The organism is Micromonospora zingiberis (genome assembly GCF_004331455.1).
Taxonomy (GTDB): Bacteria; Actinomycetota; Actinomycetes; order Mycobacteriales; family Micromonosporaceae; genus Micromonospora; species Micromonospora zingiberis.
In genome coordinates, this window is sequence record NZ_SJJR01000034.1 from 1 (window position 1) to 24,012 (window position 24,012).

Below are 24,012 nucleotides of genomic sequence, written 5' to 3' on the forward strand. Positions count from 1 at the left end.
ACCTGTACCTCGCCGCCACCATCGTCACGATCCGTCAACTCATCCAACGCGCCCGCACGCTCTACCGCTGGGACACCCGACCCACCACCCGCCGCCTCAAGTAACACCTACTGCCGGTCTGTCTAAGGGACGTCTCGTAACCCTGGTGTCTGTCTGTTGAGGATTGTCGGGCAGGATTCCTGGGTGCAGGTGATCACCGCAGCCCGCCCGGAGTGGATCTTCCCGTTCACCGGGCTGCAGCCCAACCAGTTTCGCAAGCTGGTCCGGCTGGTCGCCGAGCGTGGCGGTGACGGCATCGCCGACGGCCGGCCGGGCCGGCAGTGGGCCCTGGACCTCGCCGATCGGGTGTTGCTGGTGGCCGCGTACTGGCGCACGAACTTGACGATGCGCCAGATCGGTCCGCTGTTCGGGGTGTCGCACTCCGCGGCGCACCGGGTCATCGACACCCTCGCCCCTCTACTGGCCCTGGCTCCGATGCGCAAACGGCCGGTCGAGCAGATCGCGATCGTCGACGGCACGCTGGTCCCCACCCGCGATCACCGCCTGGCCGCCCGGAGCAAGAACTACCGCTACTCCACGAACCTGCAGGTCGCCATCGACGCCTCCACCCGCCTGGTCATCGCCGTCGGCGACCCGCAACCCGGCAACCGCAACGACACCATCGTCTACCGCACCTCCGGCATCGCCGAGAAGCTGGACGGGCGGCCGGTGATGGCCGACGGCGGCTACCGCGGCAACCCCGAGGTGATCATGCCGTACCGCAAGCCGTCCGACGGCAGCACACTGCCGGACTGGAAGGAAGCCCTCAACATCCAGCACCGCACCGTCCGCGCCGGGGTCGAACACGCCCTGGCCAGGATGAAGTGCTTCAAGATCCTGCGCGACTACCGCCGCGCCGCACACACATTGGCCGACGCCGCTTCCGGCATCGCCAACCTCCACAACATCATCCTCGCCGGCTGACCACCGGCCCGGTGCCGGGCAACGCCTGCACCCAGTTACGAGACGTCCCTTAAGGCAGGCAACAGTCAATGCCCATTCGTATATTTAGTGCCGTGACCACGAACGTTCACGGTGTTGGATGACCCGCCGTCCGGCCTGTCGGCCGGGCGGCGTCGTGCCGGTCAGGCTGTGCCGGTGGCAGATCCTGTAGGCGGCTGAGTGATCAGGAAGGTCAGCAGCTGCTGCGAATCACCCGCCGGGGCACCGGCTCACCGATCCGACTACGTCGGGCCATGGTCGTGCTCGCGTCCGCTGACGGGAACACGGTGCTGGCCATCGCCCGCCTGGTCCAAGCCGATGAGAACACGATCCGGCAGGTCATCCACCGGTTCAACGAGATGGGGATGGCCAGCCTGGACCCTCCGTGGGCGGGTGGTCGTCCCCGCCAGATCGGTAGCGACGAGGAACAGTTCATCATCGAGACGGCCAACACCCGCCCCGAGAAACTGGGGCGGCCGTTCACCCGGTGGAGCATTCGCAAGCTCACCGACCACCTGCGGGTGCATGCCACCCGCCAGGTTCGGGTAAGTCGGGAACGGCTGCGCCAGATCCTGCACCAGCACCGGATCACCTTTGAACGGACCAAGACGTGGAAGGAGTCCACCGACCCGCACCGCGATGCCCAACTCGCCCGGGTCGAGTACGTCAGCGCCCACTTCCCGCAGCGGGTGTTCGCGTCCGACGAGTTCGGGCCCTTCGTGATCCGCCCGCAGTCTGGCACCGGCTGGGCGCCCGCGGGCCATCCGCGTCGGCTGCCCGCGAACTACTACAAGCTGCACGGGGTCCGGCAGCTACTCAGCAAGTCTGGGGCGTCGTCCGGCGCCGTAAGAGCGCCGCGAACACCCTCACCGCCTTGAAGTCGATCCGGGCCGCCCGTGCGGACAGGGCACCGATCTAACGTCATCCTGGACAACCTGTCCGCCCACAAGGGCCGCAAGATCCGCACGTGGGCGGCCCGCAACAAGGTCGAACTGTGCTTCACCCCGACCTACGCCTCCTGGGCCAACCCGATCGACGCTGCGCTGGGTTCCCCTGCGCGCCACCGGCCGCCTGGCCCTGGGACTCCTTGCAGCCGCAGCAACCGGTTGAAACGAGAGTACGTCGGGGGCAGGTGAGGCGCTCGGCATCGCCTCCTGGAATGTGTTTCTGCCTCACATCGCGCCTTTGGCCTGGAAGTTCGAACACCAGTACAGCAAGTCAGGAAACTCGACTGCGCGTCTAGCTGGCATGGAGGATGGAATGCGCGATATGTTGTGCGGCTCGCTGCTGGGCCGATCATGGGGCCCTCGTTTTTGTTGTCCGGCATGAGGCAAATGCGGCGACTGCCCACGGCCGGTAATCCGAAGGGGGCTCTTCGTGGTCGCCGAAAACTCTCCACAGCGCGTCCTACTCACGTGGGCCGACATCGCCGCCGCCGCAGCGGACCTCGAGCCGGATATGCGGGAGCTGCTGTTGGAACTAATTCGGACCAAGAACCCGAATTTCGAGACGAGCATCACCACGGCCGAGGGACCGTGGTACGTACGGACCGTGCACGTACGTGGCCATATCGGAGTCGCCGAGGAAGCCGTCGACCTGCACCTGGAGCCTACGGCAGGTCTCACAATCGTTACGGCGCGCAACGGTACCGGAAAGACGAGCATCGCCGACGGCGCCCGGCACACACTCAGCGGCGGAATCAAGCGCCCCTATCAAGTATTAGCAAGTAACATTCACTATCCGCATCGCGAAATCGTCGTTACGGTCAGCAATGGGCGCCGTGACATGGAGATTGTCTGTGGAGCAGACGAGATCGTTCAATGGAGCGAGGCGGACGGCTCTCTCAGCACGCCGCCCAGCGAGTGGACCGAAGCATTCGCACGCTACATGCCGGTGCTGCTGTATCCCGAGATGTCCCAGGTCATTCAGGATCCGAGTAATTTGCACGCGTTCCTGAAAGACGCGCTGGAGTTGACCGCACTTGAAGAACTGCAGGCTCTCCTAAAAACCGACCGGGAGAAGGGCACTGCCGCGCGGCGCACGGTGGAGGCCGCCCACACGAGCGCGCTAAGCGGCATCCTCAAGGCCGGTCACGAGGAACTGGCCAGGATCGTACGGGGCTGCGGTGCGTTCCCGCACCATGAGGTCCGAGCACGGATCGAGGCGCTGACCGAGACTTTGCCGGAATCGGCGCCGGCCCCCTTGGGCCTGCCCGACGTCTGGGCGGTAGATGACGCGTTACGTGACCGGGCCGTCGGCACCCTCACCCGGGTGGACGACGCCCTCCATTCGGATGCGGCCGGAGGAAATGCGCTCCTCGCGGTGCTCCAGAAGGCGCTCGCCCTCGGTGACGCACGGCTCAACGACCTGCGTGACCGGGATGTGTGCCCGGTCTGCCAGACGGCTGGGCACAAGTGGGTGCGCCGCGCCTCCGAGGACGCCGACCGACTGAGAACGGCCACCAGGGAACTCCGCACTGCGACCGCCGCCGCGACTACAGCACTCCGGAATCTGGGCAGATGCTTCCCGGCGCCGTTGACCGACTCCCTGCGCCAGGCACTGACCCAACTCACGGATCCGGCCGTCGAGCTACGGATAAGACAATGGGACCGGCTCGTCCGCCTGTCAACCGACTTCGCCACGAAAGTGCCGTCCGTCGCGTCGCTGACTGAAGCACTCGATGAGAGCGCCGACCTAGCCAACTGGTACCGGAAGATGCGTTATGACCTACTTGCCCGACGCGACGACGTAATCGCCGCGCAGGCAACGGTCCGCGCACATATCGGATCGTGGATGGATGTTCGCGGCCAGGAGCAGCCCGCACTGACCAGGCTCGCCGTGGCCGAGCGGCTGGACCGTAGGGTCGACCGGTGGATACGGACCGCACGCGCAGACATCTTCACCCCTATCGCTAAAGAGGTGATGGAGTTGTGGTCCGTGCTCAATCCAGACGCAGACCTGAAGCTGACCGGCATCGCGTTGACCGGCGGGACGAAGATGCGACGGAGTGTGGCCCTGGACCTCGCCGACGGCGAGGTGGCACTGCCAACCGGAAAAAACAACTCCGCGGTCCTGAGCACCGGTCAGCGCAACGCACTCTCATTGGCCACCTATCTGCCCCGCGCTACCCAGCCAGAGAGCCCGTTCGGATTCCTCATCCTCGACGACCCGATCCACGCGTTCGACACCTGGCGGGTGCGGTATTTGGCTCGGCACCTGATGACCCTCGCTGAGCGCTTCCAGGTCATCGTGTTCACCCACGACGACCGCCTCTGGCGCGAGCTCCGTGGCTTGGGCGCGATGCCAACACACATCCGAATGGACCGGCACGGCCACGGTCGACGGCAGGTGCGGGTGAGCCATGTGGCCAGCCCTGGAATTCAGCGGCTTGACGAGATCCAGCGAATCCTGGGCGCCGAGCGGGCAGCGCCCATCGGCACCCCCGACGCGGTCATCGCGATGTCCCTCGCCGTGTGCCGGCAGGCCGTCGACACCGAGGTTGTCGCGCAAATCGAGATGCTGGGACGACGAATTGGGTTGCCGGAGGCCTCAATCGTCGCCGATCTCAGGAAGGCGCGGAAGACTCTCGATCAGTTGGCACTTCTCAACGGGTATGCACGCCGGGCGGGCATGAGAGCCATCGACGTCAACGGCTTCACCCCAACGGTCCACGCACTCAACGGAGCAGCCCACGGCCGCGCCCCCGACGGAGATCCGCGGCTCTGGATACGCCAGACCCGGAAGATCATCAAAGCCGTCCAGGAGATCGGTAGTTGAGATGGCGACGTATCCGGACGTCCAAATAGCCGACCTGCAAGCCGCCTACCAGGGCTGGCCCGGCAGCCAGGCTGAGAAGGCCGCACTCGCGGCACTGGTGCTTCGCGTCCGAATCGAGCGCATGGCAGCCAGTCTGCCCAGCACGGTGATAGCCGCGACGCCTGACATCTCCATGATTGAGCGACGGTTGTATCTCAGCATCGGCGAGCCCGGCTTGTCACCGGAGGGCCAGACACGGCGGATGCGGGTGATCGCCGGTGCGCTCGAGGCATACGTCGCCATCTGCGAGATCCTGCATGGCCGAAATCCGGATCCGGCGCCTCCTCTGGAGGACGTGGCCTCATGGACCGTCGCTGTCGACGCGCTTGAGGAGGACCTTTACCAGGCACCGGCTACCGTGCGAGCCAAAGCGCCGCAGGGCGCGACCGCAGGAGTATGAGCCACGGTGACAGGTGGCCGTGCTTGCGCCGACGAAGGGCGGACACGGCCACCCACGTGGTGCAGTCCCTTGTCGTACGAGCCGCGTGAACCTACTCCGGGATCTGCGGCGGTTCGGTGAGCAGTTGGGCGATGTGTTCGGTGGCTTGTTGGCGGCGGGTGGCGTTGATGCGGGTGTAGTAGCGCATGAGGGTGCCTGGGTCGTGGCCGAGTCGTTCGGCGACTTCGTGGATGCCGTATCCGGCGTCGAGGTAGGTGGAGGCGAGCAGGTGCCGGATCTGGTGGGGTCCGATGGGGCGGACTCCGGCGCGGGTGGCGAGGTGGTTGAAGCAGCTGGTGACGTTGTCGGGCCGCAGGGGCTGGCCGGTACGGCCGGTGAACATGTACCGCGAACCGGCCGCCGGCATCGTGGCGGTGACGGTCTTGAGAGTGACTGGGTCGAGGATGAGGGTTCGGGTGCTGTTGTGGGACTTGGGTGGCTTGTCGCGGACTCGACTGGCCGGGTCTTCGACGACGCGTTGCCGGCGGACGGTGAGGGTGGCCAGGTCCGGTTCCAGGTCGCGCCACTGCAGGCCGCACAGTTCGCCGCGTCGTAGGCCGGTGACCAGCAGCAGCCGCCACAGCGGGTAGAGCCGGTCATGGTGGACGTGGTCGAGGAAGCGGCGCGCTTCGGTGAGGGTCCAGACAGGCCGCAGGGTGTCGCTTTCGCGTGGCCGGTGCGCGCCGAGGGTCAAGCCGGTCTGTTCGCCGTATGCCTTGGTCAGCACGAGGTCGAGGGTGCGCAGGGTGGTGCGGGAGTAGCCGGCCGCTTCCAGTTGGCGGTAGGCGCGCTCGGTCATCCGGGCGCTGAGCCGCGAGCCTCGTACCGTGCCCAGGTAGGGGTAGATCAGGCTGAGCAGCCACGTGTAGTTGTAGAGAGTGTTCGGCTGTAGTTCCTGCTCACGGGTACGAAGCCAGTCCTGGCAGAGGGTTTCGACGGTGTCGGTGAGCCTCGGCCGGACCGTCCGCGCGTCGCGTTGGCGGCTGAGCCGACGGTACTCGGCCAACGCCGTCTTCTCCGTCACGAACCCCGTCCGACGGGCCTGCATCCGCGCGCCGTTACGGTCACGTCCCATCTCCAGCCGGAACCCGTACGACCCGGTTGCCGGATCCCGAACGATCACACCGCTATCGACCACGACGACCTCCTCACCGCCTGGCAATCACCTCCAGCACTGGAGGCCCACCCAGCCATGGGAACCCCGCCACCCGCTGACACGACGGACCAGCTGCCCGCCGCAGAACACGCGCAGCCGCCCATCCGGTTCGGGGTCGATCGTGACGGGCGGCGGGAAGCACCGACGTCACCGTACGGACATTCGTGTCGAAGGTGTGTCAGGGTCATCCACAAGGGACGAACGTCGAGACCTGAGGTAAGCCCTTCCGGGCCGCAGTGCCAAGACGCAGGAAGCCTCCGGACCGCAGGGCAGAGAACAAGGCCGTCACGCCTGCTCAAGCGGCCTTCACCGCCTTCGCGGATCTCTACCGAACTCCGCGCGACATCGGATGCAGCCGCGCCACGCGCACTCGTCGTCCGAGCGCAGACGGGACGGCGATCGATCTCGGACCGTACGCTCGTACGGGCAGAATCAAGTGTCGAAAGCCGATCAACACATCCATAGGCGCAAATAAAAAAGGCCAGCTGAGCTGGCCCTTCCTAAGTCGGGACGGCCGGATTCGAACCGACGACCCCTTGACCCCCAGGGAGAACCAGCAGGACTGCCGGGGCCTGCCGGCCGGTACCGGCTCCTGCCGGACATGCAGGTCAACGGCCATGTGGCAGTCCGGGACAGGTCGGGCTCTATCGAGCCTTCCCGGACCATCCGTGAGACGGGCGTGAGACATCACGGCAGTTCGTTTTGGAGTGGCGCTGGCGCAATCGCCAGCGCCACTCCCTCGATCACAACAACGCCGTAGGCCGTCGCCACTTCCGGCCGCCGCGTCCCGTCCGATCGATTCAGCGCGTCCCAGCCACGCTTTTATCGTCCGGCAGTGTGCCGGCATCGGAAGCCTCGAGGCCGGCGAGCATCTGCTTGTACGCGGTGGGGTGCACGATCGGAATGCCGTACTGGCGGGCCTTTTCAGCCTTCCCGGACATGCTGTCTGGGTCGGCAGCAACAAGGAGTCGGGTCTTCTTCGTGACACGGTCGCCTACGCGCAGGCCGGCTGCTGTCGCCTCCGCCTCCCATTCCGACCGCTGAGGCCGCATCTCACCGGTGAAGACCACCAGATCGTCTGGTTTAAGGTTCCACTGGTCGCGGCGGTGCCGTCGCTGCCGGCTACTGTCGGCCATGGCGATCTGCAGGGCATTGTCTACCTCGGAGCGTGACAGGCCCAGCAGATCGGCAACTTGAATCAGGTCATGCCGCTCGGCGGCCGTCACTACACCGTCCTCGGCTGCGACCTCGGCTAGGCCGGCGAGGTAGGAACGGTGTAAATCCTCAACATCGACCCGAGCCAACCCGAGGTCTTCCGCCGTGGCGACAAGTGCGTCTGCCTCAGTGGTCGAGACATGCCGATCGAGGAGCGCCTGGTCAAGCAGATCCAGGTAGGCATCACCCTTCGGCTCGTGCAACCGTGGCAGTCGATCGACGAGTCGGGCGAGGAAGTGCTGCTCGCGATAGCCAGGTGTCCGGCGTTGGACGGGCACGACCGATCCGGCCCGAATGGGCGGCCACGGAAGCTTGGCCGCCGTCGTTATCGCGGACTCCCATGGAGGTGGGGTGCCGGCTGAGGCGAGGTACCGCACGAGCAGTTGGGCGGCCGCTCGGGCATCATGCAGCGCGGAGTGTGCTCGGTGCGGCGGCAATCCAGCCGCCCGGCAGCAGTCGTACAGACTTCTTCCGGCCGACGGCAGGAAATGCGACGCCAACCGCATCGTGCACAACCCAGCGGCTGGGTCAATAGGTGCCTGAATTCCCGCCCGCCTGTACTCAGCCCGCAGGAACGACGCGTCGAAGTGGAGGTTGTGCGCGGCGAGAACACGACCGCGCACCAGCCCAGCGACATGTCCGGCGACCTGCTCGAACCTGGGAGCCCGCCGGGCCTCGGCTGCGGTGATGCCGTGAATGAGCTGCGGACCGAGATCCCGCTCCGGGTTGACGAGACTGCACCATTCCCCGGTGACCCGGCCGTACTCGTCAAGGTGCACCACGGCAACCTCGACAATCCGGTCGTGCCAACTGGTCCGCGTGCCAGTGGTCTCCAGGTCGATGACCGCGTACATATCTCCCTCCCCTACGCCGACGTCGCTGCGCTGCTGGCCACGGCTTCCCGCAATCGCGCTAGCCAACGAGGTGGCAGCGGCAGCGGCTCACCCAACGAGCGCAGGTAGCTACGCCGGTAACGCGTCTGCTCGGTGTCCTCCCACAACTGCGCGGTGGCTGCGACAGCCGACGTCAGCGCCAAGGCAGCCGCCGCGACCGGTGAAGCAGCCGCCGGCTGCACAGACGTGCGTTCCGCGAGTTCCTTCCGAGCCGGCACCTCAGTCGGCCAGGCAAGCGAGGCGATCTTCGACTTCGACAACGCACGATGCCGCTCGACGGCCTCGTCGTACCGGGCCCGCTGCTCGCCGATCTCGTCAAGCAGATCGGGAATAGCAAGAACGTTGCCCTCCAGAGCGGCAACCATCGGAGCCGGCAGCAGATGGCCGATCCTGCCCAGGATGCTGGTCGCGGCTTCGGCATCCCAATCGATCAAGCACCTGTCCAGCAGCAACCGCACAACCGCGACCAGTTGCTCGGCATCGCGCTCGACCTCGTCAAAACGCAGTACCCAGGCGCCGCCAGCACGCCCCGCGGCGCTCAACCGCCAGACAGCCAACGCTTCGCGACCGTCGCTATCGGCACCCACCGCGAGGACCGCGTGGCCACGCGCCCCGGGCACATAGTCACTTGTGACAGCAAGTTCATCGTCGGGTTGATTAAGATCCGATACCACAGCTCTCCTTCACCATCGAGAAGGGAGGTCGATGTAACCACTCCCGACGGTGCGCCAGATCAGGTGAAGGGCCACCACTTCTCAGTCCGAGGTGCACTCTCGACATCCATCCGGGTGATCCGCACCAGCGAGATGAACCGTCTCGGATCTTGTAGAGGTCTCCACAGAACCCGGAGCGGTTAACCGGCACTGCTGATCCCTAACACGTCCCTCGAGACCTGTGGCCACCCGAAGGTCAGAGCCGGAGGCCGCCGTCAGGCCTGGGCCAGCTGCAGCGCCCGTTCTGCGCTGTCGAGCAAATCTTTGTAGGTCATCACCTGCACCCGCGTCAGGTGCGTGTTGTAGCTGCGGATCGTCTCGGCCACCTCAGCCGCCGACGCACCGCAGGCTACATATCGGGGATGACCGATCACCACCGTCATCGCCGCTCGGCGGCAGTCGACCTCCAGATCAGACTGGATAATCGCCTGTTGCTGGTCCAAGTGGTCCAGGTAGTTGATTACCTGCCCGACGGCCTCATTCACCGATGGACCGACGATTAGGCGATCGTAATGTCTCACGACCAGGTCCTTTATCCGGGCGGTCTTGAGTTCGACACCGTGTAACGACCCGTCAGCGCGGATCAGCGGGATATCTAGCTGTTCGCGCAGAGTGAGTTTGCGGCGTGCCGACTTGCCGATGTAGAAGCCGCCGAACATCCAGGTGTTGCGCTCCAGCACCCGCTGGAGCGCATTCTCGCGACTCCTCGGGTCATCGATGAGCTCGCGCAACTCGGCGATTGCTGCCCACCGCATTCGCCGCTCCAGCAGGTCCGCCAGCAACGCTGCGGCATCCGTCTCGGCGAACGCGTCTGCGGCGGCCGGGTCGGTGCGTAACACGGCCAGCAGCCTCTCGACTGCGGCCGTCACCGACGCCATACTGGCTGACTGCGGCTCGCCGACCGGCTGCTCCGGCCCTGGCGCGCCATCCGAAGCGCTCCCCGCTGTGTGGCGGCCCAGCTTGACCGAGACGCGTAGCCGTTGCTGGCGACGTGTCGGGCCCGGCTGTAGCGACGCGATCGGGCCCCGCGGGAACAGTCGAAAAATCGGTGCCGTCAGCTCTTTGCGCCGTCCTGGACCTCGTCTGCTGAACGGGTCGGCAACAACTCGCTCCCGCCCTGTCATGACCCAGCGCTCGACGGGCTTGGCCTGGTCCACGACGAATTCTCCGAGATACGTACATCTGCCGCGGGAGTTGCGGAAGACGCGCAACGGACGTCCACGGCGAACGTGCTTCGCCACGGCATCGTTGGCGTACGAGATGCCCATGTCCGTCTCCGCCGCACCGGTGACGAGGAACGCCCCGTCGTCACTCCAGCTAGACGCGGCATCAGCCGGCGACAAGGTCGTGAAAATGAAGGTGTTCGGCGTGCTCTCGCTGTCTGACACCGTCGCGGCCTTCTGCCCGCCGAAGACTAGATACAGATCGGTGCGGCTGACCACCGTACCCACCGCGATGTCCCACCGCGCCGGCCACCAGATCTCCCGGTCCTCCGGCGCGATCCGGACGATGGCACGCCACGCCGCATCCGAAATCTCCACCGGCCGCCGCGAGCCACGGCGGGTGCTGGCGAACGCGTATGAGGCCGGCGCGGTTGCCGCGCGCAACCATTCACGCTCGATGGGCCGGTCGAGGAAGAGTTCGTCGAACATTACGGTGACCTGATGTGGTGAGCACCGCTCGAAGCGCGATTCGGGCGGATCGCTGTGCGCGGACACGACCGCCTCGACCTGGCCGTACGCCACGATCCCACCGCCGCGCCCCGCACGCCGCAGAGCCACTCCGTCGCCTTCGGCCAGCGGCGCAAAGACATGAGCATCCCCGAGACAGTCCGATGTCACCCAGGTATTACCTTCGAGACCGGCCTGCTGGGTACGGTGCAGCCGGGTGTCGCCGGTGGTGAGCAACCATTGCGCCATCGCCCGCATCTCTCATGGGTAGCCGATCTGTAACCGACAGATGATAGTCAACGCGGTTTGCCCGCCACCACCCGACGCCACCGCGGACACCTCAACCCCGCCTAACTTCGAAGAGCCCCTTTACACAGGCCACCTCACTACGCGCGGCCAGGTCAGACGCACCTCAATCGACTACGCAATCACCCCTGCAGCTGAGCCCCATCCAATTCGTGGAACAGCGTCCCCAACGACTGCTCTCGCGCGTGCACCAGATCGGGGTCATCCGCGTGCTATCCAGTTGTCGATGACCCGATGCGCCGCGGAGTGCGACACCCCGACAGCATGTGCGACATCCGGGAGGTTCACGAGGCCTTGACCGGCACGTCAGCAATCCAGATCTCGAGCGGGGCCATGATCCGTAAGGGTGACGGGTTCTTCGGCACCGGCCGTGACCGCACCGCCGGCAAGCACCAGCGGGTCTCGGCTGTCTTCTCGGTGCACGAGTGGTTCCCCGGTGGCCCCTACCGGCCGCGAATAACCCGGTTCGACAACCCCCTAGCGTCGTACGCCTCCCCGCAGACGCGATTCCCTGCGGCGGCCACTGGGGCGTTACCGAACAGACCCAGCAACACGTACGGGCCGACTGGCTGGCGCCGGCACAGGCCATGCTGCCCGCCTGATTCCTCTACTGAGCCCCAAGGGGCCCGAGGACTGCTCTCCAGCTGGTGGAGATGCGCTGGGCGGCCACCCAGGCAGCAGCCTCGCCGCTGCGGTCCCACAGGTGGTCGTAGCGGCGGCTGTTGAGCGGCCGACCATTGCGGTAGCGCAGCAGTTGGTCGATGGGGCAGCATCGCGCGCCACGGGCGCGCGGGCGTGTTGGGCATTGATCAGGTCATATGATCGGCGGTTGGCGTGGCGGGCGGCTCGGGTGATGTTGGTTGCGCCGGCGGGTGGTGCCAGCCGATCGCGGTGTCACGTAGCGTTGCGAGGACGGCGGCTCCGTTGCCTGTCCGGGCCTGGTGGAGGTCTTCACGGAAGGCCGCTGCACCTACAGCGCCAGGAAGGATGCTCGATGTGATCGTGACTCCACTACCCGGTAGCAGCCGCGAGACGCTCCAGGGCATTCTCACCAACCTGCTCAACCAGCTCACCAACATCCGGGGCGGTCAGAGCGGATCCGCCGTGAGCCGGGCCAGCGCCTACATCGATTGGTTCTACGAAGCACGCCGGCAGCTCCGGAACCAGGTCCGGCCCTTCGACTTCGAGCGGCTCCTCTCGGCGCGCAGCTTCGAGGTGGTCTTGGCGACCACCGCCACGTTCCCGCCTCCCGGATTGGGAGAGGAGCGGCTCCTGAACGGTCTGATCAGCACTGAGATGACCGAGCGAGCCGACACCCTTCGAGACCGCGCGAACCGAGCTGCGTACCGAGGCTGAACGGTACGACCGGGCCGGTCAGCTCGTGGTGCTCGACACCACCGTCTTCATTCATCACGACCTGAAGTTCGAAGAACTGAACATCGCCTCGATTCTCGGGACTCGGGCGGACCCCATCCGAATCCTGCTGCCGATGATGGTCATTGATGAGCTTGATGGCCAAAAGCGCGCCGGACGGGACGAGGCGAGGTGGAGGGCCGGGCACGCCACCGCTGTGATCGATAGGCGCGTCACCTGGCCCGCTGGCGAGGGCGTTCTCCGAAGCGACGGGGTCGGCACGCTCATGACTGGCGGCGACGGCCTGGGCGAGGTCACTCTGCGGGTCCTGCTTGACCCTCCGGGGCACGTTCGTCTGCCTATCCCCAACGACGAGATCATCGATCGGGCCCTCGCTGCCCAACTCGTGGCCGGACGGCCCGTCACCCTGGTCACTTACGATACGGGTCAGAACATGCGGGCCCAGGCTGCCGGCCTGACCGTGATCAGCTGACTCAGCGCCTCGCTGACGATCCCACGAAGCCAAAGCCACGGTAGGAAATACAGGAGGACCAGGCCAGGCCCCAGGCAACTAGGTCTCGGCGTGCGGGTCAACACGCCCCAACTGCTGCCGTCGACCTGTGGTGCCCGGCAGCCACATCAACCAGCCGTTCCCCGCGTGCAATTCTGATCCTCGGCAGACGGCAACACATAGCTTCCTATCGGTAGCGATGCCAGATTGCCGACGTATCGCCCGCCAGGTACGTACGTAGCCGATGGCCGAGCGTCTGGGCCACTTCCGGTCTGCCGGGCAGCTTGTCCATCACGCTGGTCACGAGTTGGAGTTCGCGCACCTCCCGTAGGAGCGGCCAGGACGATGACGTCGCGAGGTCGAAGCCGTAGACCTCGACGAACCTCTCGTACGGCTCAATGGGGTCACCGAAGCGAATGGCGCTATGCACCAATGGCACAAGGTCCCACTCGCGTGGCCCGATCGACAGTGAATCGAAGTCACACAACCGGCCTGCGAGAAGGTTGCCCACGTGGGCGTCACCGTGAACGACGCCGATCGGCAGTTCCCAGGTGGCAGCCGCAACGCGGGGCTCCAGGTCCTCGCAGCGCGCGTCAAGTCGTGCCACGAGGTCGTCGAGAGGTAGCTCGACTTCTTGGGACGCCCACTGTTGCGTGAACAGGAGCTCGTCGGCGGGAAGACTGGCGAGCCCGGCCAGCCGGCGTCGTGCCGTGGCCACCGGCGACCAGCGCGGCAGGAACGGTGGTGTCTCGGCGATGGCGTGCAGCCTCGCCAGCGGTTCGGCCAGCTCGACGGGATCGGGGCGGCGCGTCGGATGAGGTATGTAGTGCCAAATCGTGGCCACCCACTCGTCCACCACCACGGGCTGCTCAACGCTGGTGTCCAGCTCGACCGTTGGCACCTCGTGCTCCGTGAGTAGTGCCATTGCACGGACGACCCGCTGTGCCCGCTCAAGTGCCACCTCGCCATGCGAGAGCCGCAGCACCCTGTCGCCGATCCGATAGACCGCGTTGATCGTGTATCGCATGAGGTGCGCCTCGCCTGAGACGAGTCCAGCCTGCTGACGGACGGCGTCGAGTCCCCGCTGGATCTCGTCGGCAGCCTCAGCGGTCAGGGTGGTCGACATACCCGCCAGGTTAGGTCACGCGGCTACGCGTGCCCGGATGGCCGTCACCACCTCCGCCAACTGCTTGTCTTGGCGCGGTTCGATGACGTCCGCGACGTCGCTGAGCCGGTCGAGCAGTCGGCGGGATCGCACATGCCGCGCGGCATCCAGGACTGCTTGTGTGTGGGGTGCGACCTTGTCTTGTTCTCCGAGGAGCGCGTATCCCAGTGCCATGGTCACATGGTCGAACGCGCCACTGCGTGACGTCTCGGTTCGCCGTTCCAACGCCCGGCCGGCGTGAGTCAGCGCGAGGGCGGCGTGTTGCTTGCGGTACTGCGAATAGCGAGCCAGGGCCGAGTGGACGACTCCTGACATTCCTTCCAGGTCGGCTGGCTCGCAGAAGAACCTTGTCCATTGGGGTGCTTGCGTGGTGTCGGCTCTGCCGATTTCGTCACGAGCGCGCGCCAGTGAGTCGCGCATAGCAGGCGCGTTTCCCATTCTGGCGTGGGCCCAGGCGATGTTCGCGTGCAGGATCGCTACCGAAGTCAGGCAGTTTGAGTTCGTGGCAACGATCTGGCCGAGCTGGAATAGGTGCAGCGCCTCTGCGGGGTTGCCCTGGTGGATGCTTACTCGACCGAGACGGTAATAGGCGTCCGCCATCAGCGTTGAATCACCCGCCTTTTGGGCGTAGACGAGCCCCTGGGCAAGATGGCGGCGCGCCTCCATGTGTTCACCCAGGTCATGGGACATCCACCCGACAAGGTTGTGCAGGTCCGCCAATTCGGCATATAGCCCAGCGGACAGGTCGGGAGTCTGGCAGCGGCTTCGGGTCAGACAGCTCGCCCACGCCAGGTAGCCCCGCGCCGAGTCGCGACACGAACCGCCGCCGTACGCGGCGTCCAACTCTCGATGTCGTTGAGTAACCTCCCGCACGGTGGCAATGGCCTCCGAGTTCACGACCTCCGGCACTGAGACGGATTGCTCTCCGGGCCGAGGGAGCCACGCCTCGATGTCTGGTGAGCCGCCAACGGCAAAGCCTGCCAGGGCGGCAATGAAATGCTTCCGGTGCTCCGGTTCACCTAGGGGCAGCGGCTCGGGATGATGTTCTTGAGTCGGTTCTGTCCCGTATCCGAGGCCCATCAAGGCGCGCGGTATGCCCAACCCCTCTGCGATTCGCACAAGGACGTCGTACGCCATGACCTGCCGACCACGGGTGATTTCGTAGACCTCGGACGCAGCGAATCCAGCAAGCTCGGCGATTCGGCGTTGTGTCATGCCGTGACGCCGGTTCAACAGCATGAAGATTTGACCTACGTCCCGACGCGCCAGGGCACTTCGCATCGCCGGCTCATCCCACCACGACTGATCAGGATGCGTCATCTGCGAAAAGCGGTCCACGTTCACGACAGCCCCATCGACGGAGGGAAGTGAGAGCAGCATAACCGGCAGTCATCGCCCAGCCACCCCACTCGCCAACGCACCAGTCAAGGCGACTAGTCGCGCTAGTCGTCTGCCGCAGCCCAAGCTAATCCGGGCGGCCTGACCTGCCGCGCGGGTTCCATCTCACCGGCACCGGTTGCCATGGTCAAACCGCTTCCACATTGGCCCCGACCCCCCGATAGGCCAGGGACTGGTCGGAGGCCACGAGCAAGCCGGGTGCAGTGCCCGCCGACCCATTCGGCGACGGCGACTGCGTCCCATCGGTCAGGTGCGCGGTCGGTGCCGGGGAGGGCCCGGCCGCGCATCTCAACTCAATCAGGAAGGTGAAGGCGTGCGCGTCAAGTGGTTCGTCCCCAGCGGCGAGGAGTCGTTCAAGCCTTTCGGCCTCGGCAATGAAGGGGCGGCGCTGTACCGCCACCGTGGCGAACCAACGCGCAACGGCCGCAGCGACGACACCGCCATGGCAACCGACCTGGCCAGGCATTGCCAAACCCGTCGGGCGAGCCCAGAACGGCCGACGCTGAGCAGCCCCCCGAGGCAGTGCTCGGGGCGGGGAAGGACGCGGCCGTGACCCGGAGTCCTCAGCCCCTCCCCGAGGTCGCGGCCGGCACGCTGCTGCGGCTCGATCCGAACGATTGGTCCTACGGCCGTGACCTCACCCCCGGCACTGCGGCAACTGTCGTCGTCGCTGGCGTTCGCGATCTCCCCAACCGCAGCGACGAGTGGGTCTGGGTGCTCGGTCACCGGCCTGAGTGCGACTACCCGCACGTCGACCGGCATCCGCCATGCATGGAGGTTCGGGTCAGCGTGGCCGCATTACACCGCCATTCCCCCGGGCCATGACCAGCACCGACGACGGCGACCGCCCCGTCGATCGCTTCGAATCGGCGCGCAACACGGTGCTCCAGCATCGCGACGGCGGCACCTGCTTCCACTGCCAGACCGGTGGATGCGGGCAACACGCCTGGGCGATCGAGGAACTCGCTCGCCACCCCGGCGGCCGGAAGCTTCTTCGGCAGCTTGGGTTCCCCACCCCTTCTGACGAATCGACCGAGGAAGGTCAGCCACGGTGAACACCCCACCCTCCGGCGCATCCAACGATCACGCACCCCACCTGTACGAACACCCGGCACCAGTAGAGCCGGCCCGGCCGGTACGGGCCGTTGGCAGCGCGGCCGCCCACACCACCACGCGTCTTGCCGACGAGTTCTTCTACCTGGCCCACGACGACCAGACCGGCCGTCCGCGTCTGTTCGAGTCCGCGACGGCACTCGGCTTGGCCGCCGCACTGTTGGCCGAGCTGTACCGGGAGGGTCGGGTCACCTTCGAGGGCCGCCATGTGCGGGTGATCAACACGGTCCCGCCGAAGGACTGGCTGCAACATCTCGTCCTCGACCGGCTGGTGGCCGAGCCGCGTCACACCGCGACCCGGACCTGGCTTTCGTTCCTCGCCACCACGGCCTGCGAGCAGGTGATCACCCGGATGTGGCAGCTCGGGCTGCTGCGGCCGGAGCAGGTCGGTCGGCTGTGGCGCCAGCGCACCGTCTACGTCCCCACCGACGTGAACACGGCCGCCTGGTCCTGGGCCCGGCTGTCCTTCCAGCTGCGCAACTACCAGCCGCTCAACGCCTTCGACCAAGTCCTTGCGGGTCTGGCGTTGCACACGCAGCTCGATCCGATCCTGCTCGACGGCACACCCCTTGCCGTTCGCGCGTTCCTGCGCCACCAGGGCGACCAGGCCCCTCCCCCGCTACGCGAACTCCTCGCTGACCTCGGTGCCGTCGTCGGCGGCGCCGTGCTGAGCCACCGCACCTCCTGACTGCGGCCACTCCCTATCCATCCCCTCTTTGCTGAGAGAGAACCGATGTTGCACTCGAAACCCGACACCGTGTCCGCCGTCCTCGCCAGGGGGCGGCTCGGTATCCCGTCGGTGGTGTTCTTCGTCATCGCCGCCGCCGCACCGCTGACCGTCGTCGCCGGTGGCGCGACCACCGGGTACGCGGTCACCGGCGTCACCGGCATCCCGGTTTCCTATCTGCTCGTAGCGGCGGTGTTGGCGTTGTTCGCGGTCGGCTATGTGGCCATGTCCCGCCGGATCGTCAACGCGGGCGCCTTCTACACCTACGTCACCCGGGGACTCGGCCGCCCGGCCGGGGTCGGCGCCGCCATGATCGCGCTGCTCGCCTACAACGCGATGCAGATCGGCCTGTATGGCGGGGCCGGTGCGGTCACCGCGCAGTTCCTCAACGCCCGGTACGGCTGGCAGCTCACCTGGTGGATGTGCGCCCTCGCCGTGTGGGCCATCGTCGCGGTGCTCGGCGTGGCGCGGATCGACCTCAACGGCCGGGTCCTCGCCGTCGTCCTCGTCGCCGAATGCGTCGTCGCGTTGACCTTCGACGCCATCATGCTCACCCACCCCGCCGACGGCACCGTCAGCTTCGCCACCCTCGCCCCGACGCACGTGCTCGCCGCCGGCATCGGCGCCGCCCTGGTCACCGCCATCACGGGCTTCGTGGGCTTCGAAGGCACCGTCGTGTTCTCCGAGGAGACCAAGGACCCGCGCCGAACGATCGCCCGCGCCACCTACATCGCCGTGGCCGTGACCGGCCTGCTGTACGGGCTGTCCGCATGGGCGATGTCGGTAGCCACCGGCCCGGACCGCATCGTGGCGGCGGCCCGCACCGACGGCACCGACCTGATCTTCAACCTCGTGTCGCCCTACCTGAGCCAGAGTGTCATCACCGTCGCCCGGGGCCTGTTCATCACCAGCCTGTTCGCCGCCCTGCTGTCCTTCCACCACACCGTCGCCCGGTACCTATTCGCCCTCGGCCGCGAACGGGTACTCCCGGCCGTGTTCGGCCGGACCAGCCACCGCACCGGCGCACCCAAGGTCGGCTCCCTCGTCCAGAGCGGACTCGCTCTCACTGTCCTGGTCGGCTACGCCCTGGCGGGGGCGGATCCGATCGTGCACCTGTTCTTCTGGATCACCGTCACCGGCGGCCTCGGCGTGCTCATCCTGATGACCCTCACCTCCGCCGCTGTCATCGGCTTCTTCACCCGCACCACCCACACCGAAGGACCATGGCGGTCGGTGATCGCGCCAGGAATCGCCGCGGTCGCCCTCGGCGGGATCCTCACCGTCACCCTGCGCGAGTTCACCACCCTCCTCGGCGTGGCCCCGGACTCGCCGCTGCGCTGGGCTTTCCCCGCCGCCTACGCCGCTGCCGCACTGCTCGGCATCGCCTGGGCACTGATCCTGCGCACCACCAACCCGCACGTGTACGCCGCCATCGGCCTCGGCGCCGACAGCGACACCGGACCACTGCGCGCCCCCGATCTCATCCGCCAACCCGCCTGACCAGGAGGCTCCTGTGGCTGTCACCAACAACGACCTCATCGTTCGCCCCGCAACCGAGGCGGATGCCGGCAGGCTGATCGCCGTCCTCGCCGCAGCCTTCCACGACGGACCCGTCGCGGACTGGCTCATCCCTGACGTCGAGCAACGATGCGCCGTCTACTACCGCTACTTCCGCGACGCGCTCCACCACGGCCTAAAACACGGCGAGGTCTACACCACCAGCGACCAATCCGCGGTCGCGATCTGGCACCCCCACCTTGAACCCGGACCCACCGACCTACACAAACGCCTGGAAACACTCGAAGCGATCGCCGGGGTCCACGCGCCGAAGTTCGTGCTCCTCGAAGAAATGTTCGACGCCTTCCACCCCGACGAACCACATCACCACCTCGCCTACGTTGCCGTCGACCCACAACAACAGAGCCGCGGCATCGGTGCAGCGCTACTCAACCACCACCACCGCCACCTCGACCGACTTCACCTGCCGGCGTACCTGGAGGCCACCAACATGCGTAACCGGCAGCTCTACCTACGACTCGGCTACACCGCCGGCCCCACCATGGCGCTACCAACCGACGGACCCACGATCTGGCGCATGTGGCGCGGCAGGCCGATCGCCACCAGACGCTCCCCGTTCCCGCCCACCAGACCACGCCGGCGGTCGCTGTGACCACCCCAACGGCGACGCCACCCCTCCGACCCGCACAGACCCACGACGTGGCCGCCATCGTCGCGCTGCTCGTCGATGCTGCCGCAACGGACCCGGTCGCCGCATGGCTAGTACCGGACCCTGCCGAACGGCAGGACATCTTCCACCGAGTGCTGCCGATCGAAGTGGACCACGCCGTCGAGTTCGGAACTGTCGACGTCACGCTCGACATGACGGCCGTCGCCGTGTGGCACCACCATCCGGCACCGGAAGCGGCCCTGCTGGCAGATCATCACCTGGGCGCGTTCACCGGCATGGCGGTGCCGCGGTTTCAGCGACTGCACACCCTGGTCCGCAGGTACCGGTCCGATGCACCACATCATTGGCTCGCCTGGCTGTACGTCGCCCCCGGTGCTCGCGGCCACGGCTTCGGCCGGGCGCTACTTGCCCACCACCACCAGCGCGTCGACCAGATCGGCTACCCGGTCGACACCCTGGTCACCGCCACGACGGCCCGGGACCACCTGGTCGGGCAGGGCTACCGCGCGGGCGTCCCGCTGCATCTACTCACCGGCCCGCAGCTGTGGCCACTGCACCGCGCCGGCCGACCGGTCCCGCCCACGATGGCCGGTTGAGCACCACCGGCCTCCGGACCCCGGTGGCTGCCTCAACCATGCGGCAGCCTTCGGGGCCACAACCACCACAAGGAAGGAACTCGTACCCAATGGCCAAGCTGACCACCCCAGCCCGCTGCCTGGCTCTCGCCCTCGGCAGCGTTTTCCTCGCCGGCTGCCAAGCCGTACCCGCCAACCCCGCGCCGTCGACGTCCCTGCCAACACTTGCCGGACCACGGTCCGTAGCCACGCCCGGCATCGCCTCCCCCACACCGGGGCTCACCCCACAGGAAAGCCTCACCACCATCGCCGCCACCCTCACCCCAACCCCCGGCGACCGCACCGCGGACCTGCCCTACACCTACCTGCACACCCAAACCTGGGCCCGCGCCAGCACCACGATCATCCGCACCGACCTGCAGCGCTGGCGGCACGATGACGGCTCAGGCCAGGAGACCATCCGCCGCGCACCCGACCTGCCAACCCTGAAGCATCAGCCCACCTCCGACGAACGGAACCTGTTCCACCAGGCCCCGCCAACATCGACTCAGCACCCGGCAGGAGGCCTGCATCCGTACCTGTCCGGAACGATCCCGACGGACCCGACCACACTGGCCGCACGGCTGGCTCCACCCGAGCTGGCCGGCGAGCCCGCGTACCCGAGACTGCTCGCTGGTGGCGTCGTCAGCCTGACCACCAACCAGTACCTCGGCCAGCAGCAACGGGCGGCGGCCCTACGCGTCCTCGCCACTGTTCCCGGGATCGCCTACCTCGGGGCGAGCGTCGACATCGCCGGGCGAGCCGGACTCGGCTTCCGGGTGACCGCCGACGGGTCGACCACCACCTTGTTCATCGACCCGACCACCGGCGAACTGCTGGCCGCGCAGGAGCTGATCGCCGGTTCCAGGCCTGGCCTGTTCTCGTACGTCCTCATCCTCGATCGCGGTCACACCGCCGAAGCGGGAGCGTCGTGGTGATAACCGCTGCTGGCCGATCAGGTGGCGGGCCGGACCTTATACACGCGGGAACGGCGTCGCGCCCCCTCGACTGGTAGCCCTGCGCGAGGCGGTGTTGGTTACGGGTTCGCGGGGTCTTCGCCGTCGGCGGGTTGGTAGCAATCGGTGGCGATGATCAAGGCGATGCGGTCTCGGCTGGCGTTGGTGGCCAGGCTGATCGTGACGGAGGTGGCGGCCTCACGCATGGAGACCACGCCACCGTCGCCCTCAGTGAAGGCACGGTCTTCGGTGATCTCGTGGCCCTGCTCTCGCCAGCTGTCCCGAACTCGATGCAACGTGGCGATCTGCTCGGTGGGCGCGACGGGCAGTCGAGCGAAGCCGGTCAGAGTCCAGCGTCCATCGTCGGCAATCTCGCCGCCTCGGCCCACGCAGGGTGCGGTGTTGGTCCTCCAGTTCTCCAACGGCACCCCGGCGGCAGCGGACACCGCCTCAGCATGCTCTTCGGCCAGGCTATTCACCTCAGCGGCGGCCTTGATTTCCAACGGATCCTCCTTTCCGGGGGACACACTGTCGCCACCGGGCGTGCACGCGGTGCCGAGCAGCGCGACGACGGCCACGACCGCGGTCGTCCGCCACGACCAGCGCCGGGTACAAGTCATGGCCGCTGACCATGATCGAGTACGGCGGCCTCGTAGTTGCCGGCGATGATCGCTCCCTGAGATAGCAGGGTCTGACTGCCCCTGGTCCAGTATCCGCTGTGCCCGGAAGTATCCACCTGCAGGGCGTTCCCACCGAACTCCGGCAGATGCGGGCCGGGCCCGTGAATACCCACCGCACCAGCGGCGGCCCAACTACCGACCACGGGTATGCCGGTCAGCCAGCGGGCGTTCTCCTCAGGCCGGGCCACGAAGGTGTCGTCCGCCGCGGCGGCGGCCCACACATGTCGAGGATCGACGCCAAGCTCCTGAGCGTGGTCAACCCGCATCCCTGGACTGCCGACAGCGATCATGTCGTCGACGGCCAGACCGTCGCCGCTGCTGGCAGCTTCCCCGAGGACGGTGGAGCCGTAGCTGTGGGCCACGACGGTCAGATGCGACGTCCCGCCGTCGTGGGCAGCACGCAGACCGTCGACGAAACCGTCGAGAGCGCGGGCGCCCGCTTCGGACTTCCCACCGAACGGTGCGGTGACGATGTCCGTGTCGACCGACGGGGTGTCGTAGCCGAGCCACGCCACGACCGCGACCTCACTGCCGGTGGGCGCCAGGTCGATCGCGGCGTCCTGCAGGTCGTTCGCCCGACCGATCAGACCACGAATACCGGCCAGTTCCGTACCGACGCCCGGAACGAGCACAGCAGTGTGATCAGCAGTGTCCGGGTTGCCAATAGCCACGGCCGCTTTCCCATCACCCCTCGGGTCGACCGACAGCAGGTACAGACGCTTGTGCGGCGGCGCGTTCTCCGCAGCTTCGAGCTTGTCCAGCAGCATCAGCGCGGTGGCGTGCTGCGGGTTGCGCTCGTCGCGATACAGGTTGACGTTGTCACCGATGTAGGTCCGCAGCACCAACTGGTTCGCCGCGTCACGGTCGACGGCCGGCAGTCCATCGAGCGCGCCGATCCGCTGCGGGTACGCGGTCAGGTAGACCTGCCGTTCGTCGTCGGACAGCTGGCTCCACCACGCCCGTACGTCGGTAGGGCTGCTGCCCTGCGCGGGGATGTCACCCTCGCTCAGCCCGAGGGCCGCAGCGGCGGCCCGCGCTCCGTCCTGGGCCTTGTTGTACTCCCACGGCCGCTGTCCCGGCACGCCCGCCTTCAACTCGGCCAACGCCCGAGCGACCCGGTTGTCGGCCTCGGTGGCGTCGGCGACGATCCGCGCGATCAGATCGGTGTAGATGGCCGCGTTCTGCCGATCCCGCTCATACAGCAACGCGGCGTCCGGATCGTTCCTCACTGCCGACGGGATCGGATGCGGGGACACCCGTCCGTTGTCATCGACAGTCAGACCCACACTGCGGGCAGCGTGCACCGCGGCGGCCAACCGTCGCTGCACATCCTCGAAGTCCTCCGCAGCCGACCGCAACACACTCGCCGCAGTGCGGGTCTGCAGGCTCGCCACCTCAAACTCGTCATCGAGCACATCAAGCCGATCCAACGCCGCGTTCGCCGCCGGCCCCGCCCACCCCGAGGCGCGCAACGGCCCAGTCAGATCAGCACCACACCGCTGTTCCAGATCCGCGCAGGCCCGCGCCAACTCCGTCCACGCCTGGGCGGCGTACCGCAGCGGAGCGACACGCGCGTCCCGCACATCCGCGTAGCTGACCACCAGAGATCACCGACCGCGAATATCGAACAGAGCGGCGTTCGCGTTATCGCTGTAGCGGTAATCCACCGCACACTCGTCGAACGCATCGCCCAGCGTCGACAGGTAACCCACGAGCTTTGCTAGATCGTCCTGCCACGACACCGCCAACTGCTCCAAGGCAGAACGACTTCGCCACCCCGGTAAACCCGACACCGCAGCCAGCGTCTCACCATCGACATCCGCAGCGCTCTGCCGCAGCCCTTCGCGCAGATCCCCGCACACGCCGGCTGCCCTCGTCAGCACCTCCGGCTCAACACGCACTTCCGTCACCTGCTGGCCTCCCCCCGCCACAAGGTGAACCTACAGTAGTCACACACTCGCAAAGAGCACCAGCAGATGGCTGCGCCGGATCGATCATCAACCCGACGACGCCACCTCGCCGGCCGTGTTCGTCGCGGCCTTTCGCTTGGTGTACCCGTCGCCGCAATGGGGACCGACCACGGCGGGCCCGTATCGGCTGCGTGGGAGTCAGCCCATC

The 24,012-nt window shown here is 66.9% G+C and carries 22 protein-coding genes and 2 pseudogenes; 14 read left to right on the top strand and 10 right to left on the bottom strand.

What is annotated here, in order from left to right; genetic code table 11:
• From E0H26_RS27960 to E0H26_RS27980, 6 genes and pseudogenes are all read left to right on the top strand, one after another.
• Positions 1–104, top strand: a pseudogene (locus E0H26_RS27960) (IS5/IS1182 family transposase); the annotation flags it as partial.
• 79 nt (positions 105–183) lie between these two features.
• On the top strand, positions 184–963 hold the full coding sequence (locus E0H26_RS27965) for a transposase family protein (RefSeq protein ID WP_131309316.1): 780 nt from the start codon (positions 184–186) through the stop codon (positions 961–963).
• A 272-nt stretch (positions 964–1,235) separates the two neighbouring features.
• Complete coding sequence (locus E0H26_RS30210; protein ID WP_240742432.1) at positions 1,236–1,859, top strand: helix-turn-helix domain-containing protein; 624 nt, start codon at positions 1,236–1,238, stop codon at positions 1,857–1,859.
• Positions 1,860–1,877: 18 nt separating this feature from the next.
• A complete protein-coding gene (locus tag E0H26_RS30215; protein ID WP_240742433.1) occupies positions 1,878–2,117 on the top strand; it encodes a transposase in 240 nt (79 codons plus the stop codon).
• Positions 2,118–2,358: 241 nt separating this feature from the next.
• Entirely contained in the window at positions 2,359–4,758 is a 2,400-nt protein-coding gene (locus E0H26_RS27975) for a hypothetical protein (protein ID WP_131309318.1), read from the top strand.
• Position 4,759: 1 nt separating this feature from the next.
• Positions 4,760–5,197 (top strand): helix-turn-helix domain-containing protein, encoded by a 438-nt coding sequence (locus E0H26_RS27980; RefSeq protein WP_131309320.1) that lies wholly within the window; start codon positions 4,760–4,762, stop codon positions 5,195–5,197.
• A gap of 91 nt (positions 5,198–5,288) precedes the next feature.
• Here the strand turns inward: E0H26_RS27980 and E0H26_RS27985 are convergent, their stop codons facing one another.
• The 5 genes and pseudogenes from E0H26_RS27985 to E0H26_RS30680 form a co-directional block, all read right to left on the bottom strand.
• A complete protein-coding gene (locus E0H26_RS27985) occupies positions 5,289–6,374 on the bottom strand; it encodes a tyrosine-type recombinase/integrase (protein WP_240742434.1) in 1,086 nt (361 codons plus the stop codon).
• 818 nt (positions 6,375–7,192) lie between these two features.
• Entirely contained in the window at positions 7,193–8,461 is a 1,269-nt protein-coding gene (locus E0H26_RS27990; protein WP_131309322.1) for an exonuclease domain-containing protein, read from the bottom strand.
• Positions 8,462–8,472: 11 nt separating this feature from the next.
• A complete protein-coding gene (locus E0H26_RS27995) occupies positions 8,473–9,174 on the bottom strand; it encodes a DUF6218 family protein (protein WP_131309324.1) in 702 nt (233 codons plus the stop codon).
• Positions 9,175–9,428: 254 nt separating this feature from the next.
• Positions 9,429–11,141 carry a Shedu anti-phage system protein SduA domain-containing protein gene (locus E0H26_RS28000; RefSeq protein WP_131309326.1) on the bottom strand — a complete coding sequence of 571 codons (1,713 nt, stop codon included), beginning with the start codon at positions 11,139–11,141 and terminating at the stop codon, positions 9,429–9,431.
• Positions 11,142–11,987: 846 nt separating this feature from the next.
• A pseudogene (locus E0H26_RS30680) lies at positions 11,988–12,148 on the bottom strand (ISAs1 family transposase); the annotation flags it as partial.
• 28 nt (positions 12,149–12,176) lie between these two features.
• Between E0H26_RS30680 and E0H26_RS28010 the strand changes: the two are divergent.
• Both E0H26_RS28010 and E0H26_RS28015 read left to right on the top strand, forming a co-directional pair.
• Entirely contained in the window at positions 12,177–12,545 is a 369-nt protein-coding gene (locus tag E0H26_RS28010) for a hypothetical protein (RefSeq protein ID WP_165522011.1), read from the top strand.
• 25 nt (positions 12,546–12,570) lie between these two features.
• Positions 12,571–13,035 carry a PIN domain-containing protein gene (locus E0H26_RS28015; RefSeq protein ID WP_165522012.1) on the top strand — a complete coding sequence of 155 codons (465 nt, stop codon included), beginning with the start codon at positions 12,571–12,573 and terminating at the stop codon, positions 13,033–13,035.
• Between the two features lie 205 nt (positions 13,036–13,240).
• On the opposite strand, the gene E0H26_RS28020 is transcribed toward E0H26_RS28015, so the two are convergent.
• Together E0H26_RS28020 and E0H26_RS28025 are read right to left on the bottom strand one after the other, a co-directional pair.
• Entirely contained in the window at positions 13,241–14,179 is a 939-nt protein-coding gene (locus tag E0H26_RS28020) for an aminoglycoside phosphotransferase family protein (protein ID WP_131309331.1), read from the bottom strand.
• Positions 14,180–14,194: 15 nt separating this feature from the next.
• On the bottom strand, positions 14,195–15,562 hold the full coding sequence (locus tag E0H26_RS28025) for a helix-turn-helix domain-containing protein (RefSeq protein ID WP_165522013.1): 1,368 nt from the start codon (positions 15,560–15,562) through the stop codon (positions 14,195–14,197).
• Positions 15,563–16,437: 875 nt separating this feature from the next.
• Here E0H26_RS28025 and E0H26_RS28035 point away from each other — a divergent pair.
• The 6 genes from E0H26_RS28035 (at position 16,438) to E0H26_RS28060 (ending at position 21,196) form a co-directional block, all read left to right on the top strand.
• Positions 16,438–16,671, top strand: a complete 234-nt coding sequence (locus E0H26_RS28035) for a hypothetical protein (protein WP_131309337.1) — start codon at positions 16,438–16,440, stop codon at positions 16,669–16,671.
• Positions 16,668–17,417: a GOLPH3/VPS74 family protein gene (locus tag E0H26_RS28040; RefSeq protein WP_131309339.1), complete on the top strand. Its 750-nt coding sequence runs from the start codon at positions 16,668–16,670 to the stop codon at positions 17,415–17,417. The genes E0H26_RS28035 and E0H26_RS28040 overlap by 4 nt, the downstream gene beginning before the upstream one ends.
• 45 nt (positions 17,418–17,462) lie before the next feature.
• Complete coding sequence (locus E0H26_RS28045) at positions 17,463–18,956, top strand: APC family permease (RefSeq protein ID WP_131309340.1); 1,494 nt, start codon at positions 17,463–17,465, stop codon at positions 18,954–18,956.
• A 13-nt stretch (positions 18,957–18,969) separates the two neighbouring features.
• On the top strand, positions 18,970–19,626 hold the full coding sequence (locus E0H26_RS28050; RefSeq protein WP_131309342.1) for a GNAT family N-acetyltransferase: 657 nt from the start codon (positions 18,970–18,972) through the stop codon (positions 19,624–19,626).
• Between the two features lie 47 nt (positions 19,627–19,673).
• Entirely contained in the window at positions 19,674–20,240 is a 567-nt protein-coding gene (locus E0H26_RS28055) for a GNAT family N-acetyltransferase (protein WP_131309344.1), read from the top strand.
• Positions 20,241–20,329: 89 nt separating this feature from the next.
• Positions 20,330–21,196, top strand: coding sequence for a hypothetical protein (locus tag E0H26_RS28060; RefSeq protein WP_240742435.1), 867 nt, complete (start codon positions 20,330–20,332; stop codon positions 21,194–21,196).
• 98 nt (positions 21,197–21,294) lie between these two features.
• Here E0H26_RS28060 and E0H26_RS30220 read toward each other — a convergent pair whose 3' ends face one another.
• The 3 genes from E0H26_RS30220 to E0H26_RS28075 are packed head-to-tail and all read right to left on the bottom strand — an operon-like array spanning position 21,295 to position 23,804.
• On the bottom strand, positions 21,295–21,792 hold the full coding sequence (locus E0H26_RS30220) for a hypothetical protein (RefSeq protein WP_240742436.1): 498 nt from the start codon (positions 21,790–21,792) through the stop codon (positions 21,295–21,297).
• A gap of 38 nt (positions 21,793–21,830) precedes the next feature.
• Positions 21,831–23,495: an alpha/beta hydrolase gene (locus E0H26_RS28070; protein WP_131309346.1), complete on the bottom strand. Its 1,665-nt coding sequence runs from the start codon at positions 23,493–23,495 to the stop codon at positions 21,831–21,833.
• Positions 23,496–23,501: 6 nt separating this feature from the next.
• Positions 23,502–23,804, bottom strand: coding sequence for a WXG100 family type VII secretion target (locus E0H26_RS28075; protein ID WP_131309348.1), 303 nt, complete (start codon positions 23,802–23,804; stop codon positions 23,502–23,504).
• Positions 23,805–24,012: the final 208 nt, after the last annotated feature.